The organism is Acidovorax sp. 35-64-16 (genome assembly GCF_002281195.1).
GTDB classification, from domain to species: domain Bacteria; phylum Pseudomonadota; class Gammaproteobacteria; order Burkholderiales; family Burkholderiaceae_C; genus Acidovorax; species Acidovorax defluvii.
Map to the genome: position 1 here is coordinate 1 of NZ_NCFM01000051.1, position 17,220 is coordinate 17,220.

Consider the following 17,220-nt stretch of genomic DNA (forward strand, 5'->3'; position numbering starts at 1 on the left):
GCCATGCGGCGTTGCTCCTCGTTGCGCACAGGAGTGCGCTGCCTCGTCGCGTCTTGCCTGGCACGCCGATCATGGCACTGGCAGGCGCATCCAACTGCGGTTTTTAGGTTCAAACCCTCATGAGGCTCCATGGCCTGCGTTCAACCTGCAAACGGCAGTTGACCGCTTCGTACCCTTTGCCCAGCCGCACGAAATTTATCGTTGTTGATTTCGATGGCCTTCACCTGATGGGTGAAGCGCTATGCACCCGGCATTGCCGCGCTCTGGGCGCCGGCGGGCGCATCCAGCTGCCGCTTCCGGGTTCAATGAAAATCCCGGCTGCCCTGCAACGCCTGCGCCATGCGCCCCAGCAGGGGCGTGAGGTCTTTGAAGCGCTGGGCCACCAGGTGGCGCACCACGGCCTGGCCGTCGGGCCCATGGGGGCTGCACTGCCACACGCCCTCCACCGCCAGCAGGCGCGCACCCAGTAGTGGCTGACGCCAATGCTCCACCAGTGCGGGCCACACGATCACGTTGACGGGGCCGGTCTCGTCTTCGAGCGTGACAAACATCGTGCCCTTGGCCGTGCCGGGGCGCTGGCGCATGGTGACGATGCCGCAGGCGCGCACCTTGCGGCCGTTGGGTGCGCTGTGCAGCTGCAGCGCGGTCTGCAGTCGCCAGCGCGCCAGGCGCGGGCGCAGCAGGGCCAGCGGGTGGCGGCGCAGGGTGAGGCCGGTGGCGGCGTAGTCAAACATGATTTCCTCCCCCTCGGGGGCCGCCTGCAACTCAAGCGGCGCTTCGTGCACCGGCACATCGCGCCACAAGGGCGACGCGCTGTGCTGCGCGGCGGCCTCCCACATCTGCTGGCGCCGGTGGCCTGACAGGCTGGCCAGCGCATCGGCCGCGGCCAGGGCCTGCAGGTCCTGCTGGCTCAGCTGGGCGCGCAGGGCCAGGTCTTCGGTGCTGGTGAAAGGCGCAGCGGCCCGGGCCTGCACCAGGCGCTGCGTGGCGCTGGCGTGCAGGCCGCTGACCAGGCACAGGCCCAGGCGCACGGCCGGTTGCGGCAGCGGCGGCGTGGGCAGGCCCCTGGCGGGCCGCAGGCGCTCTGCCGGGCCTTCGAGCGTGCATTCGTTGTCGCTGCAGGTCACATCAATGGGCAGCACGCGCACGCCGTGACGGCGCGCGTCTTGCACCAGTTGCGAGGCGCTGTAAAAACCCATGGGCAGTGAATTGAGCAGCGCCGCCAGAAAACACGCGGGTTCGTGGCACTTGAGCCAGCTGCTGGCATAAGACAGCAGCGCAAAGCTGTGGGCGTGGCTTTCAGGAAAGCCGTATTCGCCAAAGCCCAGCATCTGCTGAAAAATGGCCTGTGCGAATTCGGTGCGGTAGCCGCGCGCCTCCATGCCGCCGATCAGCGGGCGCTCGAACCGGTGCACGCCGCCCTTGCGCTTCCAGGCGGCCATGGACCGGCGCAGGTCGTCGGCCATGCCGGGGCCAAAGCCCGCCGCGATCATGGCGATCTGCATCACCTGTTCCTGAAAGATGGGCACGCCCAGCGTGCGCGCCAGGGCGGCTTCGAGTTCGGGTTTTTCCAGCTCCAGCGGCTGGCCGTGCCGCCGCCGCTCGCGCGCCTGCAGGTAGGGGTGCACCATGCCACCCTGGATGGGGCCGGGGCGCACGATGGCCACCTGGACCACCAGGTCGTAGAACACGCGCGGCTGCAGGCGCGGCAGCATGCTCATCTGCGCGCGGCTTTCGATCTGGAACACGCCCACGGTGTCGGCGGCACAGATCATGTCGTAGGTGGCCGCATCTTCGCGGGGGATATCGGCCAGCCCCCATGGCTCGCCGCGCAGCACGGCACGCAGCTGGAGGCAGCGGCGCAGCGCGCTGAGCATGCCCAGCGCCAGCACATCGACCTTGAGCAGCCCCATGGTGTCCAGGTCGTCCTTGTCCCACTGGATGACGGATCGGCCCTCCATGCTGGCGGGCTCCACCGGCACCAGGCGCGTGAGCTTGCCCTGGGTGAGCACGAAGCCACCCACATGCTGGCTCAGGTGGCGCGGAAACCCCTTGAGCTGCGCGGCCAGCTCCAGCCACAGCGCGGCGGTGTGCCGGTGCAGCGGCACCCCCAGGCCTTTCGCCAGCTCTTGCAGACGGTCGGCAGCAATGCCTTCGTCAAACCAGTGGTGGTCTTTGGCAAAGGCATCGACCAAGACAGGCGCCACACCCAGGGCCTTGCCCACATCGCGCAGGGCGCTGCGGGTGCGGTAGGTGGTGACAACCGCGGTGATGGCGGCGCGGTCGCGGCCGTATTTGGCATAGATGTACTGGATGACCTCCTCGCGCCGGTCGTGCTCGAAGTCCACGTCGATGTCGGGCGGCTCGCTGCGCTCTTTGCTGATGAAGCGCTCGAACAGCAGGTGCGAATCTTCGGGGGCCACCGCCGTGATGCCCAGCACATAGCAGACGACCGAGTTGGCGGCCGAGCCCCGCCCCTGGCACAGGATGCCCTGGCTGCGCGCAAAGCGCACGATGTCGTGCACTGTGAGGAAGTACATCTCGTACTGGCAGTGCGCAATCAGCGCAAGCTCCTTGCGGATCTGTGCGGCAATCCAGTCGGGCACCCCTTGCGGATAGCGGCCCATGGCCCCCTCTTGTGCCAGCCAGGCCAAGGCCTGGGCCGGCGTCATGCCGGAGGGCACGGTCTCCAGTGGGTACTGGTAGCGGATCTCGCCCAGGCTGAAAGTGCAGCGCGCTGCCACCGTGAGCGTGGCGGCCAGCAGCTCGGGCGGGTAGATGCCTGCCAGGCGCACGCGCTGGCGCAGGTGGCGCTCGGCGTTGGGCTGCAGGGCAAAGCCGCATTCGGCCACGCTGCACCCACGCTGCACGGCCGTGATCACGTCCTGCAGCGGCTTGCGCGAGCGGGCGTGCATGTGCACGTCGCCCGCCGCCACCAGCGGCAGGCCCAGCGCCGCGCCCGCACGCTGCAGCGTGGCCAGCCACAGGCTGTCGTCGGGGGCCAGATGCAGCTCTACCGCCAGCCAGAGGTGGCCGTCAAAATTCAAGCCAAATTGGGCTCTAGCGCTTGATAGGCAAGCGCTGACAGCTACGAAATCAGAAGCATCCATGCGCTCGCGGCACGGGGCCAGCAGCAGCTCGCACCCCTGCAAAAGGCTGAAGGGGCTGCCCGGGCCTACGTGGTATTGCCCCTTGGGCGCCACCGCGCGGGCCGCGGTGATGAATTCGCACAGGTTGCCCCACCCCTGCGCATCCCGCGCCAGGGCCACCAGCCGCAGGTCGCCCCACACAAACTCGCTGCCCACGATGAGGTGCAAGCCGCATTCCTTGGCCGCCTCCCAGGCACGCACCACACCCGCCACCGAGCACTCATCGGTCAGCGCCAGGGCCTGGTAACCCAGTTGGGCGGCACGGGCCACCAGTTCCTTGGGATGGGAGGCACCACGCTGAAAACTGAAGTTGGACAGGCAATGCAGCTCGGCATAGCCCGGCAAGGGCGCAGGCGATGGCATGGCGCCCCCGGATGGAGCGGACATTGCGGACGGCATGGAGGAAGACGCCATGGTCTCACCCAAAAATGCCGTGCAGGAACCAGCGGTGCGGCTGCGCGGCCGTCATCGCGCCCTTTTGCGTCGCGTCCTTTTGCACCGCACCGCCTGGCTGCGGTGCCAACCGCTCACGAAACACCCACACCAACCCCGCCACATCGTTGTGCGCCACAAAATAGTCGCGCAGCGCCAGGCCTGCACAGGGATGGGCCGGGTCGCCAGCGCCCTCGTCTGCGGCCGACCACCAGCCCGCCTCGAACCGGTGCGGCCCCGCCAGCAGGCGCAGCACGCCGTGGTGGCAGGGGCGGTTGCCCTGCACCGCCAGCCGCCGGGGTGGGCGCAGCAGCCAGGTGGGCCACAGGGTGGCATCGGGGGCTTTTGTGTCGGGGGTCTGGATGCCGGGGGGCGCACAGCCATGGCCCAGCACCTCGGCCGCAGGGCACCACTGCTGCATGCGCTCGGGCCGGTGGTCGGCCTGCAGCACGGGGGCCACCACATGGTCGGCCCCCAAGCGGGCCGACAGGCGCTCAAGCAACTGGTGCAGGGCCTCGCCGGGTGCTCCACCCAGGTCGTCACGGCCACCGCCCACGCGATCTCCGGGCGGCAGCAAACTCGCACTGCGGTGTGGCAACGGGGCGGATTCGAGCAGGCGCAGCGTGATCTGGTTGACCGGCGCCGCCAGCGCCGTGCGCGCCAGGTTTTCAGACAACAGGCGCCGCAGGTGCGCCATGTCTTGGGTGGCCTGGGCGGTGCGCACCGGCAGGGCCTGCGTGGGGGCAATGACCACGCCATCGATGCGCCGCAGGTCGTGGCGCCAGGCCAGATCCAGCGCCAGTGCACCCTGCTGGCGCGCCTGCAGCCAGCCCTGCAGGGCCGTGAGGCAGCGGCTGACACTCCAGAGCAGTGCATCGGCCGACTCGGCCAGTGCAGGCAGCTCGGCGGTCAGCGCAAACTGCTCGGGCAGCTCCAGCCAGGCATGGGCTTCGGGGGCATCGCCCAGGGCCTGATCCAGCACCCTCAGTACCTTGGCACCAAAACGCCGGGCCACCCCGGCACTCGGCAGCGCCCGCAGGCCCCCCCAAGTTCGGCAACCCATGCGCTCCAGGCTGGCCACATGCGGGCGCAGGGCGGTCAGCGTGTGCAAAGGCAAGCCCTCCACGTTGTGCCTTGATGGCGTACGCCCGGCCTGCGCCATGCGCAGCCAGGCCTGCGCCACCAGGGCCGTCTGCCCGCAGCCCCACACCGCCTGCGTGCCAGGCGGTGGTACCCCCGCTTCCCGGGTGGCTGGGTGATCCGGCAGCCCGACCGATGCATCGGCCCAGGCCTGCAGCACCTGCGCCAGCAAAGCATCGCGCCCGCCCCAGAGCCGCTCGGTGGTGGACACCTCCAGCAGCACGGTGTCGCCATCCACCAGCGCCACGCGCGGCGTAAAGCGCAAGGCCCACCAGCCCGCCGCCGCAGCGTGCTCAGCGGCACCCGGAGTTGCCGCAGGCTCATCGCACCACGGCAACGGCAACGCGATCCAGTGCATGGCCCCTCCTCTCTGGCGCGGCAATCCCCGACGCCTGCACCAGGCGCACCGGCGCCGCCGCTGGCGCCCCCAGGTCCAGCGTTGTATTGCGGCGCAGCACCAGGGCATTGGCGGTCCACTGCGCTGCGCGACGGCGCTCGGCCTGCGCCGCCAGCACCTGCGCCAGACGGGGATGGCAGCCTGGCAGATCCAGCCCCTGCACCAGGGGTGGCCCCCGGCGCTTGAGTATCTGCACCTGCATGCCGGGCGATGCGGCGGCATCCCCCGGCAGGGCCAGCCCCTGCACCTGCAACCGCAGCAAGGCCGGTGAGGCCTGCGGTGCCGCACTGACCGGGCGAAACACCCAGAGCAACTGCTGCTGTTGTGCCGCTGCCAGTTGCAACCGGCGCAAGGCCGCAGGTTGCGCCTGCGGCAGCCAGGCCATGACGGCCAGCACATCACGGCAGCGCAGCGCCTGTTCGGCCGCCCAGAGCGCAGCCTTGGCGTTGTCGGCACGCACCACGCACAAGCGCTCTGCCAAAAGCCCCTGCGCCTTGAGTGCCGGGCCAAAAGGTTCACACGGTGGCGCCACCACCACCACGCACCCCACGCGCCGGGCCGCTGCCTGCGCCAGTGCGGGCAACACCAGCTGCCATTCGTGCAGGCCCGCCATGGGTTGCAATACCTCGCTCAAGGCCCCCACGGGCCAGCCACCGCCTGGCAGCTGGGCATCGAGCAGCGCGAATCCCGTGGGCTGCGCTGGCTGCGAGCCCGCACCCAATGCGTCCGCATGCCAGACACCGGGCACGGCAGAAGGCAGGTCGAACGCAACCCGCAGATGGGGGCGTGGTGCAGGCATGGTGGTACAGGGGCTTCAGAAAACGCAAACACTGTAAATATAACCAGTATTTTGAATCGTGGGCCAAAACTTGCCACAGGGTTTTGGGCGGTCGGCCCTTCTTGCCTGCGCCCAACGAAGCAAGTACCACCATGGCGCCCGCAAGACAGCAGCAGGTGAACGCACGCCCTGGTCCCGTCGCAAGGCGGCCATCCATGACCATGCCCCGGCACATTGGCACAGGGCAACCCTGCCGCCCCCAGTTGGTTTGTCGTGACAGCCGCCCACGGTTCTGGGCGAACCATGGCAACCGTGTTTCCGAAAGGCTGACGGCTACAACTTGCGCATCGCCCAATCACACCAGTCGGCCACTGCCGCATCCGCAGGGCTGGCGCGATCCGTCAGCTGGGGCCAGCGGCGGTAGCAGGCGTTGACGATGCTTTGTAGCTGCCACAGCGCTTCGCGCCCTACCAGAGCGACTTCGGCCAACCCCAAGGCGTCGCCTTGCAGCTGTTCAAGCAGATCGCCTTGCTGCCGAGGGTGGGATCCGGCTTCGATCAGCGCCTTTTGCAGTGCCTGCAGCCGGATATCGGCAAAGGCGAACACACTGCCCGGCTCTTGCCTGGCGGCGGGGGGCAATGCCGCCTTGAGCTGCTCCCATTGCTCAAAGGCGCCCGCCAGGGTATCGATTTGCACCGGCGCGTCGGCGCCCAGGGGCATCAGGGCGGAATCGCGCGCCACGTCTTCATGCAGCAGGGGCAGCACATGGGCCACCAGTGCGGCCGGGAACTTGCGGTGGTTCAGGCGCAGCACCAGAGACAACCGCTGGGCAGGCATGTCGGTGTATTTTTCGTAGAAGGCCGTCACCACCTCGGCCAGCAGCAGGATGCGCCCCATGGGCGAAATTTCCGCCCCGGGCAAGCCGCGCGGATAACCGCTGCCATCCATGCGCTCGTGGTGCTCGAGCACGGCAATCTCCACCGATCGGGGATACACGCCGGCATCCTTGAGCATCAGCATCGAGGTGATGGGATGGGCCACCAAATGCTTGCGCTGCACACCCGTGACCTTGTTGAGGGGGTCCATCCAGGAGGGATCCATGTGCAGCACACCGGCGTCATGCAGCAGCGCGGCAGCGGCCAGCGGCACGCAATCACGTTCGCTCAGGCCACTTTTCAGCCCCAGAAAAACGGCCACCATCATCATTTGCAGGCTGTGCTCGAAAAGGCCGGGCCGCTGGTCGCGCATGACGGTGAGCTTGAAGGCAACAGGATCGGGCAGAGAAACGGAGCGCAAAGGCGCCAGCAGCTTGCCGGCAGAACCCAGGGCCTGCGCCAGCATCTGGGGCAAGACGCCCTGTTCGGCCAGATCCTGCCCGGCTGCAATCAGCGCCGACACATCCACCGCATTCTCGACCGTGAGGTGCCGATCGATGGGTTCGCGCAGCTTGTGCTGCACCAGACGGTCATACAGGCGGCTGTCGATACGGGCCCCTTTTTCCACCAGCTTGATGCCATTGTCGGTATAGATGGCGTCCTGGGTCACCACCGCGCGCCGGTCGGCCATGTCGGTGAGCGCACGCAGGTAGTGCGGGCTGTCAGGGGCAGTGGCCGCCAAAAATGGATCAGTCATGCGGAAACTTCAAATGGGACTGCCTTGAATATAAGACCATAGCGGTCGGACTTCGCTGGCAAAAGGCCCGCTTGCGCGGGCCCTTCTTGAGTGAAGTCAAGCTCTGCCCTCACTGCAGCAGCGTGACACCCGTTTTGGACTGCAGCGTGTCAAACGTCACGCCAGGCGCCAGCTCCACCACCTTGAGGCCCAGCGGCGTCACGTCCATTACGGCCAGGTCGGTGATGATGCGGTCCACCACGCCCACACCCGTGAGCGGCAGCGTGCACTGGGGCAGGATCTTCATGTCCTCGGTGCCGTCTTTCTTGCGCGCCACATGCTCCATGAGCACGATCACGCGCTTGACGCCAGCGACCAGGTCCATGGCGCCGCCCATGCCCTTGACCATCTTGCCGGGGATCATCCAGTTGGCCAGGTCGCCCTGCTCGCTGACCTGCATGGCACCCAAAATGGACAGGTTGATCTTGCCGCCACGGATCATGGCAAAGCTGTCGTGGCTGCCAAAAATGGACGAGCCGGGAATGGTGGTCACGGTCTGCTTGCCGGCGTTGATGAGGTCGGCGTCCACCTTGTCTTCTGTGGGAAACGGGCCAATGCCCAGCATGCCGTTCTCGGACTGCAGCCACACTTCCTTGTCGCCGGTGAAGTTGGCCACCAGCGTGGGAATGCCGATGCCCAGGTTCACATAGAAACCGTCTTCGAGTTCTTGGGCCGCACGGGCGGCCATCTGGTCTTGGGTCCAAGGCATGGTCAGGCTCCTGCTTTCTCTGTGACGGTTCTTTTCTCGATGCGCTTTTCAGGGTGGGCGTTGTGCACGATGCGGTGCACATAGATGCCGGGCAGATGGATCTGGTCGGGGTCGATCGAGCCCGTTTCCACCACCTCTTCCACCTCCACGATGCACAGCTTTCCGGCCATGGCCACGGCGGGATTGAAGTTGCGTGCCGTCAGGCGAAACTGCAGGTTGCCCGATTGGTCGGCGCGCCAGGCTTTGACCAGCGACACATCGGGCACCAGCGAGCGCTCCATCACATAGGTTTCGCCATCGAACTCACGCAGCTCCTTGCCATCGGCCACGATGGTGCCCACGCCAGTCTTGGTGAAGAAGGCCGGAATGCCGGCGCCACCGGCACGCAGCTTTTCGGCCAGCGTGCCCTGGGGTGTGAACTCCAACTCCAGTTCGCCGGCCAGGTACTGGCGCTCGAACTCCTTGTTCTCGCCCACATAAGACGAAATCATTTTCTTGATCTGGCGCGTTTCGAGCAGCTTGCCCAGGCCAAACCCGTCCACGCCCGCGTTGTTGGAAATCACCGTGAGGTTTTTCACCCCGGTATCGCGCAGTGCATCGATCAATGCCTCGGGAATACCGCACAGGCCGAAGCCACCCACGGCCAGCAACTGGCCATCGGCAACCACGCCCTCAAGGGCCTTGGCTGCAGAAGGAAATAACTTTTTCACCACGCTCTCCTTGATAGATTGGATACGCTACGATACTACGTAGACTTATAAGTAGTACCCCGTAAAGATTTGCACTATGGACGTTGATTACAGACTGGCCTTTGAATTTGCTCCCGTGGGTTTGGTGCTTTCACGCAACCGCACCATGATGGACTGCAACAGGCAAGTCTGCGAAATGTTTGGGGCCTCGCGCGAGGTGCTGATCGGGCAATCCTTTCAGATTCTCTACCCCAGTGCCGACGAGTACGAACGCCTCGGTGCACACATGGAACCCATCCTGAACGCCAAGGGCCACTACGCCGACAACCGCATCATGAAACGGGCCAACGGTGAAGTGTTCTGGTGCCATGTGTCCGGCCGGGCCCTCAACCGCCAAGCACCCCACGAATCGGGTATCTGGAGCTTTGAAGACCTCAGCTCGCAGCGCACCGTCAAGGCCGAGCTCACCGGGCGCGAGCGCGAAGTGGCGGCCAAACTGCTGGAAGGCCTGACCTCCAAGGAAATCGGCAAAGCCCTGGAGATCAGCCACCGCACCGTGGAAATCTACCGCGCCCGCCTGATGCGCAAGTACAACGCCTCCACCGCTGCCGATCTGGTGCACAAGCTGGTGGCCGGCAGTTAGCCCCACACAATCCACAGTTTCCGCCGTCAGGGCTTCTTGCCGCTGCCGTCCACCACCTCGGATGCGGTGCGAAAAGCTTCTACTGCTGCCGGAAGGCCGCAGTAAATGCTGGCGTGCAGCAGCACTTCCTGAATCTCTTGTACCGTGGCGCCATTGTTGATCGCACCACGCACATGGCCCTTGAGCTCGTGCTGCTTGCCCAGCGCCGTGAGAAACGCCACGGTGATCAGGCTGCGGGTTTTCATGTCCAGCCCTGGGCGCTGCCACACATCGCCCCAGGCATTGCGGGTAATGAATTCCTGAATCGGCTGGGTGAAGGGCGTGGCATTGCCAAAGGCATTGGCCACGAAGTCCTCGCCCATGACCTGCTTGCGCGTGGCCAGGCCTTTGTCGAAGTCTTTGGTGGATGGGGGTTGGGTCATGCGGGCTCTCCATTGCGGCTTGAGAAAAAGGGCTGCCATGTTAGCCGCCCCGCCCGTCTGAAAAGCAGAACGCCACCTGCCCGGCCCATGGCGGGCCAGACAGGTGGCGTTATCAAGACCCTCAGGCGTTAGGCAGTTGCTTCAGCCAGGTCGAAGCGGTCCAGGTTCATCACCTTGGTCCAGGCCGCGACGAAGTCGCGCACGAACTTTTCCTGGGCATCGGCGCTGGCATACACCTCGGCCAGGGCGCGCAGCACCGAGTTGGAGCCAAACACCAGGTCGTTGCGGGTGGCGGTGTATTTGACCGCGCCAGTCTTGCGGTCGCGGCCTTCAAACACCTGTGCCGTTTCGTCCACTGCCTTCCAGACGGTGCCCATGTCCAGCAGGTTGACGAAGAAGTCGTTGCTGAGCACGCCCACCTTGTCGGTGAACACGCCGTGCTGGCTGCCGTCGTAATTGGCGCCCAGCACGCGCAGACCACCCACCAGGGCTGTCAGCTGCGGCGCCGTGAGGGTGAGTTGCTGGGCCTTGTCGAGCAACAGTTCTTCGGTTGCGGGGCCGCTGGCAACGCGGCGGTAGTTGCGCAAGCCATCGGCCACCGGCTCCATCACGTCAAAGGACGCAACATCGGTCTGGTCCTGGCGTGCATCGACCCGGCCGGGGGCAAAGGGCACTTGCACCGAAACACCCGCAGCCTTGGCGGCCTGCTCCACGCCCACCAAACCGGCGAGCACGATCACATCGGCCAGCGATGCCTTGCCAGACGCCTGCTGGATGGCTTGCAATTGGGGCAAAACGCCCACAGCGATGGCGTTCACCGCCCAGTCCTTTTGCGGGGCCAGCGCCAGGCGCGCACCGTTGGCCCCGCCGCGCTTGTCCCCGCCCCGGAACGTGGAGGCCGACGCCCAGGCCACCGACACCAGTTCGCTCACCGACAGGCCCGAGGACGCGATTTTTGCTTTCAGGTCGGCAATGTCTGCAGCCGTGGGCTTGTGCAGCGGCGCGGGCAGCGGGTCTTGCCAGACCAATTCTTCCTTCGGAACTTCGGGGCCCATGTAACGTGCCTTGGGGCCCATGTCGCGGTGGGTCAGCTTGAACCAGGCGCGGGCAAAGGCTTCGTTGAACGCCTGCGGGTCGTTCAGGAAACGGCGCGAGATCTTCTCGAACTCCGGGTCAAAGCGCAGTGTCAGGTCGGTGACCAGCATCGTGGGCTTGCGCTTCTTGGCGGGATCAAACGGGTCGGGAATGATCTCGGGCGCGTCCTTGGCCTCGAACTGGATGGCCCCGGCCGGGCTGCGCGTCTGCACCCATTCGAACTTGAACAGGTTCTCGAAAAAGTTGTTGCTCCACTGGGTGGGGGTCTGGGTCCACACCACCTCCAGGCCGGAGGTGATGGCGTCGGCGCCACTGCCACTGCCGTGGCTGCTGGTCCAGCCCAGCCCCATCTGCTCAATGGGTGCGGCCTCGGGGTCCACACCCACATGGCTGGCCGCGCTGGCACCGTGGGTTTTGCCCAGCGTGTGGCCACCAGCGATCAGCGCCACGATTTCTTCATCGTCCATGGCCATGTTGCCAAAGGTGGCGCGGATGGCCGCTGCGGCCGAGCGCGGGTCGCCACTGGCGTTGGGGCCTTCGGGGTTGACGTAGATCAGGCCCATCTCGGTGGCAGCCAGCGGGTTCTTGGCCAATGCCTCGGGGTTGCGGTGGGTGAGCCAGGCCTTCTCATCGCCCCAGTTCACGTCCATGTCGGGCTCCCACACATCTTCGCGACCCGCGGCAAAGCCAAAGGTGCGAAAGCCGGAGTTTTCCAGCGCCACATTGCCGGCCAGGATCATCAGATCGGCCCACGAGATTTTTTGCCCATACTTTTGCTTGACCGGCCACAGCAGGCGGCGCGCCTTGTCCAGGCTCACGTTGTCGGGCCAGCTGTTGAGCGGGGCAAAACGCTGCTGGCCACGGCCGGCGCCGCCACGGCCATCCACCGTGCGGTAGGTGCCTGCGCTGTGCCATGCCATGCGGATGAACAGGCCGGCGTAGGTGCCCCAGTCGGCGGGCCACCAGTCCTGCGAATCGGTCAGCAGCGCCTTCAGATCGGCCTTGAGCGCGGAATAGTCGAGTTTCTTGAACTCTTCGGCGTAGTTGAATTTCTCGCCCAGGGGGTTGGAGCGCTCGGAATGCTGGTTCAGCAAATCCACGCGCAACTGATTCGGCCACCAGTCACGGCTGGTGCGGCTGCTGCTGGCACCAGCGGCGTGGAATGGGCATTTGGATTCTTCGGTCATGTAGCGCTCCTTGTGTGGATGAATGCAAGCAAAATGATAGTAAGGGACGCAACAAATAAGAAATCAATTAAAACAAAAATACCGATAGTTTTTATGATTTCCATCAACCCCACGGAACCCAAAAATCCCGCTTCACGCCACCCACGCCAGCAGGGGGCCGCAGTACCGACAGCTTCCAGCACCGTTGCCTGCGCCGGCGCCGTGGTACGGTGAATGAAATCGACACCAACAACACAGGAGACCCCCATGAGCCGCTACCCTTTTCCAGACCTGAGCACCCTGCCCGAAGACATCCGCGCACGCATCGTGGAAGTGCAAGAAAAAGCAGGTTTCATTCCCAATGTGTTCCTGGCGTTTGCGCGGCGCCCGGCCGAGTGGCGGGCGTTTTTTGCATACCACGACGCATTGATGCTCAAGGAAGAAGGCAGCCTGACCAAGGGTGATCGCGAGATGATCGTCACGGCCACCAGCGCCGCCAACCAGTGCCTGTATTGCGTGGTGGCCCATGGTGCGATCCTGCGCATCTACGAAAAGAAGCCGTTCGTGGCCGACCAGGTGGCCGTGAACCACCGCAAGGCCGACATCACGCCGCGCCAGCGCGCCATGCTCGACTTCGCCATGAAGGTGTGCCAGCGCGCACACGAAGTGGAAGACGCCGACTTTGCAGCCCTGCACGCCCACGGGTTGGATGACGAAGACATCTGGGACATTGCCGCCATCACGGCGTTTTTTGGCCTGTCCAACCGCATGGCCAGCTTTGCAGGCATGCAGCCCAACCCCGAGTTCTACCTGATGGGCCGGTTGCCCAAAGCCAAAAAGCCCACCGAATAGCTATTATTTTAATAGCTTATAGCGCTTTACCCATAAGCGCTACAGGCCATTTTTACTCAAAAATCATCCGGTCACCAATGCCCGCATCCAGTCGGGCAGCGGGGCGGCTTTTTGCTGTGGAAAATCCACCCAGATGGTGGTGGCACCACCGGCGGCGCAAACCACGCCGGGCTGGTCCACGCGTTCCATCGTGCCCCAGGTCTCGAACGTGGTGCGCGCCGGGTCGCTCACATACAACTTGAGCAGCACGTCCGCCGGAAATTCGAGCTGCCGGTAAAAGTTGCAGAACGCATTGACGATGACAGGGCCCTGCCCTTTCGGGTCCGGATTGCAGCCCACCGACACCATCCATTCGATGCGCGCCGTTTCCAGGTAACGAAAATAAACCGTGTTGTTCACATGGCCCATGGCGTCCATGTCGCCCCAGCGCACGGGAAAGCGCATTTCGTAAACCAGCTTCTTGACTTCGGGGATTTCGATCTTCATCGGTGTGCCTTGATGGATGCCAGGATGCCCAGCGTGAACAGCACACTGGCCGCCCACTCAGCGGGCGCGGGCCAGTGGCCGTCCCAGGCAAAAGAATAAACCAGCGCAAAGAGAGTCTCGCTCACGATGAGCTGCCCGCACAGGCTGGCCGAAAGACGCTGGCTGGCCAGATTCCACAAGATGGTGGCCAGCCAGCTCGAGCCGAAGCCGATGGCCAGGCACAGCAGCAGAAAAAAGCCGATGCCCGGCGTGGTCGCCAGCTCGGCGGCCGGTGTGCCCGCCAGCAGCCACAGCACCAGCCCTCCCAGCCCGGTGGCCACGCCCAGCCAGTTGGCCCATTCGGTGGCGCGCACCTCGGGGTGGCGCTTGAGCCAGGCCGCATTCAGCAATGCAAAGGCCGTCCAGCTCACCAGCGCCCCGCCCGCCGATGCCAGGCCGCGCCAAAAATGCAGTCCCTGGCTTGCGCCTTCATCCGCCCCGGCAGGAACATCAGCCATCAGCAGCAGCCCTGCCACCGTCAGCCCCAGTCCGGGCAGCAAGGCCGACCAGCGCAGCCCCTGGGGCTTGCCCAGCAGCATCACCCACACGGGGATGGTGCCGATGATGAGTGCCGGCATCGCCACGCCCATGTCTCGAATGGCCAGCACCAGCAGCAGGTAATAGCCGGTAAAGCCCAGCAGGCTCAGCATCAGCGCGGCGACAAACTGGCGCGGCGTGGGCAGGCGGCGGGTGTGCAGGCCCCAGGCCATCATGCCCAACGCTACCAGCCCGTAGGTGATGAACCGCCCTGCCGTCACATCCATGGCCGCAAAGCCACTGGCCATGCGGGGCGCTACAAACGACAGCCCCCACAGCGCGCCAGCCGCCAGCCCGGCCAGAATGCCGGCGCTGGTGCCAGCGCCCGCCGGCGCCTCAGACCGCAAAGCCGTCGTCGGCAGCGATCACGGCGCCATTCACAAAGTGGCTCTGGTCGCTGGCCAGCATCACGATGAGGGCGTCCAGGTCCTGCGGCTGCCCCACGCGCTTGCGCGGCAGCATGGAGATGAGTTTTTGGCCCTGCTCGGTCTGCCAGTGGCTGTGGTTGATTTCGGTGTCGATGTAACCCGGGCAGAGGGCATTCACGTTGATGCCGAAACGCCCCCACTCCAGCGCCATGGCGCGGGTCATCTGCACCACGGCGGCCTTGCTCATGCAATAAGCGCCGATTTGCGGCAGCACCTTGAGCCCGGCCATGGAGGCAATGTTGATGATGCGCCCGCCCGTGAAGCTGCCCGGCGCCGCGCCGCGCGAGCGCGCCAGCATGCGCTTGCCCACCTCTTGCGCCACAAAGAAAGCGCCTTTGACGTTGGTATCGAAGATGAAGTCGTAGTCCTCAAGCGTGACATCCTGGATGCGCTGCGTGGTGCTTACGCCCGAGTTGTTGACCAGAATGTCGATGGACCCCATCTCTGTCTCGGCGTGGGCCACGGCGGCCTTGATGGAATCGAGGTCGGTCACATCGAGTTCAACGACATGGGCGTCGCCCCCTTCGCCCTCGATGCGGGCACGCAACTCCTTGAGCTTTTCCAGCCGGCGGCTGGCCAGCACCACACCAGCGCCTGCGCGGGCCAGGGTGCGCGCAAACTGCGCGCCCAGGCCGCTGGATGCGCCCGTCACCAGGGCCACGCGGCCGGACAAATCGATGCTGTAAGCCATTTAAAGTCTCTCCATGGATCAAAAATAGAACGATCGTTCGATTGTGTGTATTCCCATGAATACAATCAGTCGCCAGCCAGACAGTGTTTTGCCGCACTGCCTGAAGAAAATCACCCCATTATCAAACGCCCGACGAGACGCTATGACAAACCAAGAAATCCTCGCCCAACACGGCCCCCGCGAAGCCATGGAATACGACGTGGTCGTGGTGGGAGGCGGCCCCGCCGGCCTGTCCACCGCCATCCGGCTCAAGCAGTTGGCCGCCGAAAAGGGCCAGGATGTGTCGGTGGTGGTGCTCGAAAAAGGCTCCGAGCCCGGCGCGCACATTCTTTCGGGCGCCATCATGGACCCCAAGGCGCTGACCGAGCTGATTCCCAACTGGAAGGAACTCGGCGCCCCGCTGAACCAGCCCGTCACCGACGACGCCATGGTGTTCCTGGGCGAGAAATCGTCGTTTCGCACGCCCAACTTCCTGCTGCCAGGCTGTTTTCAGAACCACGGTAACTACATCGTCAGCCTGGGCAACGTGACCCGCTGGCTGGCGCAGCAGGCCGAGAACCTGGGCGTGGAAATTTTCCCCGGCTTTGCCGCCGCAGAAGTGCTCTACAACGACAACGGCAGCGTCAAGGGCGTGGCCACCGGCAACATGGGTGTGAGCAAGGAAGGCGAGCCCACGGGCGACTTCCAGCTCGGCATGGAGCTGCACGCCAAATACACCATCTTTGCCGAAGGCGCACGTGGCCATCTGGGCAAGCAGGTCATCGCCCGCTTCAAGCTCGATGCCGAAAGCGACCCACAGACCTACGGCCTGGGCATCAAGGAGCTGTGGGAAATCGACCCCGCCCGCCACCAGCCCGGCTTCGTGCTGCACACCGCCGGCTGGCCTATGGACAACAACACCTACGGCGGCGCCTTCCTGTACCACATGGAAGACAACAAGGTCACGCTGGGCTTCATTACCGGCCTGGACTACGCCAACCCCTACCTCAGCCCGTTCGAGGAATTCCAGCGCTGGAAGACGCACGCCAACATCCGCTACTACCTCGAAGGCGACGAATCCAAGGGCATCAAGGCGGCCAAGCGCATCAGCTATGGCGCGCGCGCCATCACGGCCGGTGGCCTGATGAGCCTGCCCAAAACGGTGTTCCCAGGCGGTGCACTCGTGGGCTGCGACGCGGGTTACCTCAACGTCAGCCGCATCAAGGGCAGCCACGCCGCCATCAAGACCGGCATGCTGGCCGCCGAGGCAGCCTATGAGGCCATCACCGGTGGGCGCCAGCACGACGAACTCACGGCCTACCCCAAGGCGTTCGAGGCCAGCTGGCTCCACACCGAGCTGAACAAGGCACGCAACTTCAAGGCCTGGTTCAAGAAGGGGCTGACCGTGGCCACGGTGATGAACGGTATCGAGCAGTTCGCGCTCAAGGGCCACATCCCATGGACGCTGCACCGCGACAAGCCCGACCACGCCTATCTGAAGCCCGCCGCCGAGTGCAAGCCCATCGTTTATCCCAAGCCCGATGGCAAGATCACCTTCGACCGCCTCTCCAGCGTGTTCGTGAGCAACACCAACCACGCCGAAAACCAGCCAGCGCACCTCACGCTGAAAGACGCCAGCGTGCCGGTGAACATCAACCTGGCCAAATATGCCGGTCCCGAGTCCCGCTACTGCCCGGCCGGCGTGTACGAGTTCGTGCCCGATACGGCCAAGGGCGGCGATGCCCAGCGCCTGCAGATCAACGCGCAAAACTGCGTGCACTGCAAGACCTGCGACATCAAGGACCCGACGCAAAACATTGTCTGGGTCACACCCGAAGGCGGCGGCGGCCCCAACTACTCGGGCATGTAAAAACCATAGCAGCTTGCGCATGAAGGGCCTGCGCTGCAGGCCTTTTT

15 protein-coding genes are annotated in these 17,220 nt (G+C 65.0%); 3 read left to right on the top strand and 12 right to left on the bottom strand.

The features are described 5' to 3' along the window. Positions 1 to 302: 302 nt before the first annotated feature. The 6 genes from B7Y64_RS17695 to B7Y64_RS17720 all read right to left on the bottom strand — a co-directional run bounded on the left by B7Y64_RS17695 (position 303) and on the right by B7Y64_RS17720 (position 8,986). Positions 303 to 3,536 carry an error-prone DNA polymerase gene (locus tag B7Y64_RS17695; RefSeq protein ID WP_291329512.1) on the bottom strand — a complete coding sequence of 1,078 codons (3,234 nt, stop codon included), beginning with the start codon at positions 3,534 to 3,536 and terminating at the stop codon, positions 303 to 305. 31 nt (positions 3,537 to 3,567) lie between these two features. After that, a complete protein-coding gene (locus B7Y64_RS17700) occupies positions 3,568 to 5,079 on the bottom strand; it encodes a DNA polymerase Y family protein (RefSeq protein WP_291329501.1) in 1,512 nt (503 codons plus the stop codon). After that, complete coding sequence (imuA, locus tag B7Y64_RS17705; RefSeq protein ID WP_291329503.1) at positions 5,042 to 5,917, bottom strand: translesion DNA synthesis-associated protein ImuA; 876 nt, start codon at positions 5,915 to 5,917, stop codon at positions 5,042 to 5,044. The genes B7Y64_RS17700 and imuA overlap by 38 nt, the downstream gene beginning before the upstream one ends. Positions 5,918 to 6,229: 312 nt before the next feature. Next, a complete protein-coding gene (locus B7Y64_RS17710; protein ID WP_291326214.1) occupies positions 6,230 to 7,528 on the bottom strand; it encodes an HD domain-containing phosphohydrolase in 1,299 nt (432 codons plus the stop codon). Between the two features lie 109 nt (positions 7,529 to 7,637). Next, positions 7,638 to 8,276 (bottom strand): 3-oxoacid CoA-transferase subunit B, encoded by a 639-nt coding sequence (locus B7Y64_RS17715; RefSeq protein WP_024814972.1) that lies wholly within the window; start codon positions 8,274 to 8,276, stop codon positions 7,638 to 7,640. Positions 8,277 to 8,278: 2 nt separating this feature from the next. Continuing rightward, a complete protein-coding gene (locus tag B7Y64_RS17720) occupies positions 8,279 to 8,986 on the bottom strand; it encodes a CoA transferase subunit A (RefSeq protein ID WP_291326216.1) in 708 nt (235 codons plus the stop codon). A 76-nt stretch (positions 8,987 to 9,062) separates the two neighbouring features. Between B7Y64_RS17720 and B7Y64_RS17725 the strand changes: the two genes are divergently transcribed. Beyond that, positions 9,063 to 9,608, top strand: a complete 546-nt coding sequence (locus B7Y64_RS17725) for a PAS and helix-turn-helix domain-containing protein (RefSeq protein ID WP_024814970.1) — start codon at positions 9,063 to 9,065, stop codon at positions 9,606 to 9,608. Between the two features lie 26 nt (positions 9,609 to 9,634). On the opposite strand, the gene B7Y64_RS17730 is transcribed toward B7Y64_RS17725, so the two are convergent. From B7Y64_RS17730 to B7Y64_RS17740, 3 genes are all read right to left on the bottom strand, one after another. After that, positions 9,635 to 10,030: a carboxymuconolactone decarboxylase family protein gene (locus B7Y64_RS17730; RefSeq protein WP_291326218.1), complete on the bottom strand. Its 396-nt coding sequence runs from the start codon at positions 10,028 to 10,030 to the stop codon at positions 9,635 to 9,637. Between the two features lie 128 nt (positions 10,031 to 10,158). Next, positions 10,159 to 12,312, bottom strand: coding sequence for a catalase/peroxidase HPI (katG, locus tag B7Y64_RS17735; RefSeq protein WP_291329505.1), 2,154 nt, complete (start codon positions 12,310 to 12,312; stop codon positions 10,159 to 10,161). Then, positions 12,309 to 12,560: a hypothetical protein gene (locus B7Y64_RS17740; RefSeq protein WP_291329507.1), complete on the bottom strand. Its 252-nt coding sequence runs from the start codon at positions 12,558 to 12,560 to the stop codon at positions 12,309 to 12,311. Before B7Y64_RS17740 ends, katG begins: the two co-directional genes overlap by 4 nt. Here B7Y64_RS17740 and B7Y64_RS17745 point away from each other — a divergent pair. Continuing rightward, positions 12,559 to 13,143 (top strand): peroxidase-related enzyme, encoded by a 585-nt coding sequence (locus B7Y64_RS17745; protein ID WP_114655003.1) that lies wholly within the window; start codon positions 12,559 to 12,561, stop codon positions 13,141 to 13,143. The genes B7Y64_RS17740 and B7Y64_RS17745 overlap by 2 nt on opposite strands. A 63-nt stretch (positions 13,144 to 13,206) precedes the next feature. On the opposite strand, the gene B7Y64_RS17750 is transcribed toward B7Y64_RS17745, so the two are convergent. Genes B7Y64_RS17750 through B7Y64_RS17760 form a run of 3 tightly spaced genes read right to left on the bottom strand, consistent with a single transcriptional unit; the run spans position 13,207 to position 15,324 of the window. Beyond that, the gene (locus B7Y64_RS17750) at positions 13,207 to 13,629 is read right to left on the bottom strand and encodes a thioesterase family protein (protein WP_024814959.1); all 423 of its coding nucleotides are present in this window, start codon (positions 13,627 to 13,629) and stop codon (positions 13,207 to 13,209) included. Further along, a complete protein-coding gene (locus tag B7Y64_RS17755) occupies positions 13,626 to 14,552 on the bottom strand; it encodes a DMT family transporter (RefSeq protein ID WP_291325592.1) in 927 nt (308 codons plus the stop codon). Before B7Y64_RS17755 ends, B7Y64_RS17750 begins: the two co-directional genes overlap by 4 nt. Next, complete coding sequence (locus B7Y64_RS17760) at positions 14,542 to 15,324, bottom strand: SDR family oxidoreductase (protein WP_024814957.1); 783 nt, start codon at positions 15,322 to 15,324, stop codon at positions 14,542 to 14,544. The genes B7Y64_RS17755 and B7Y64_RS17760 overlap by 11 nt, the downstream gene beginning before the upstream one ends. Positions 15,325 to 15,466: 142 nt before the next feature. On the opposite strand from B7Y64_RS17760, the gene B7Y64_RS17765 reads away from it, so the two are divergent. Beyond that, positions 15,467 to 17,173, top strand: coding sequence for an electron transfer flavoprotein-ubiquinone oxidoreductase (locus tag B7Y64_RS17765; RefSeq protein WP_291329510.1), 1,707 nt, complete (start codon positions 15,467 to 15,469; stop codon positions 17,171 to 17,173). The last annotated feature ends 47 nt before the right edge of the window (positions 17,174 to 17,220 follow it).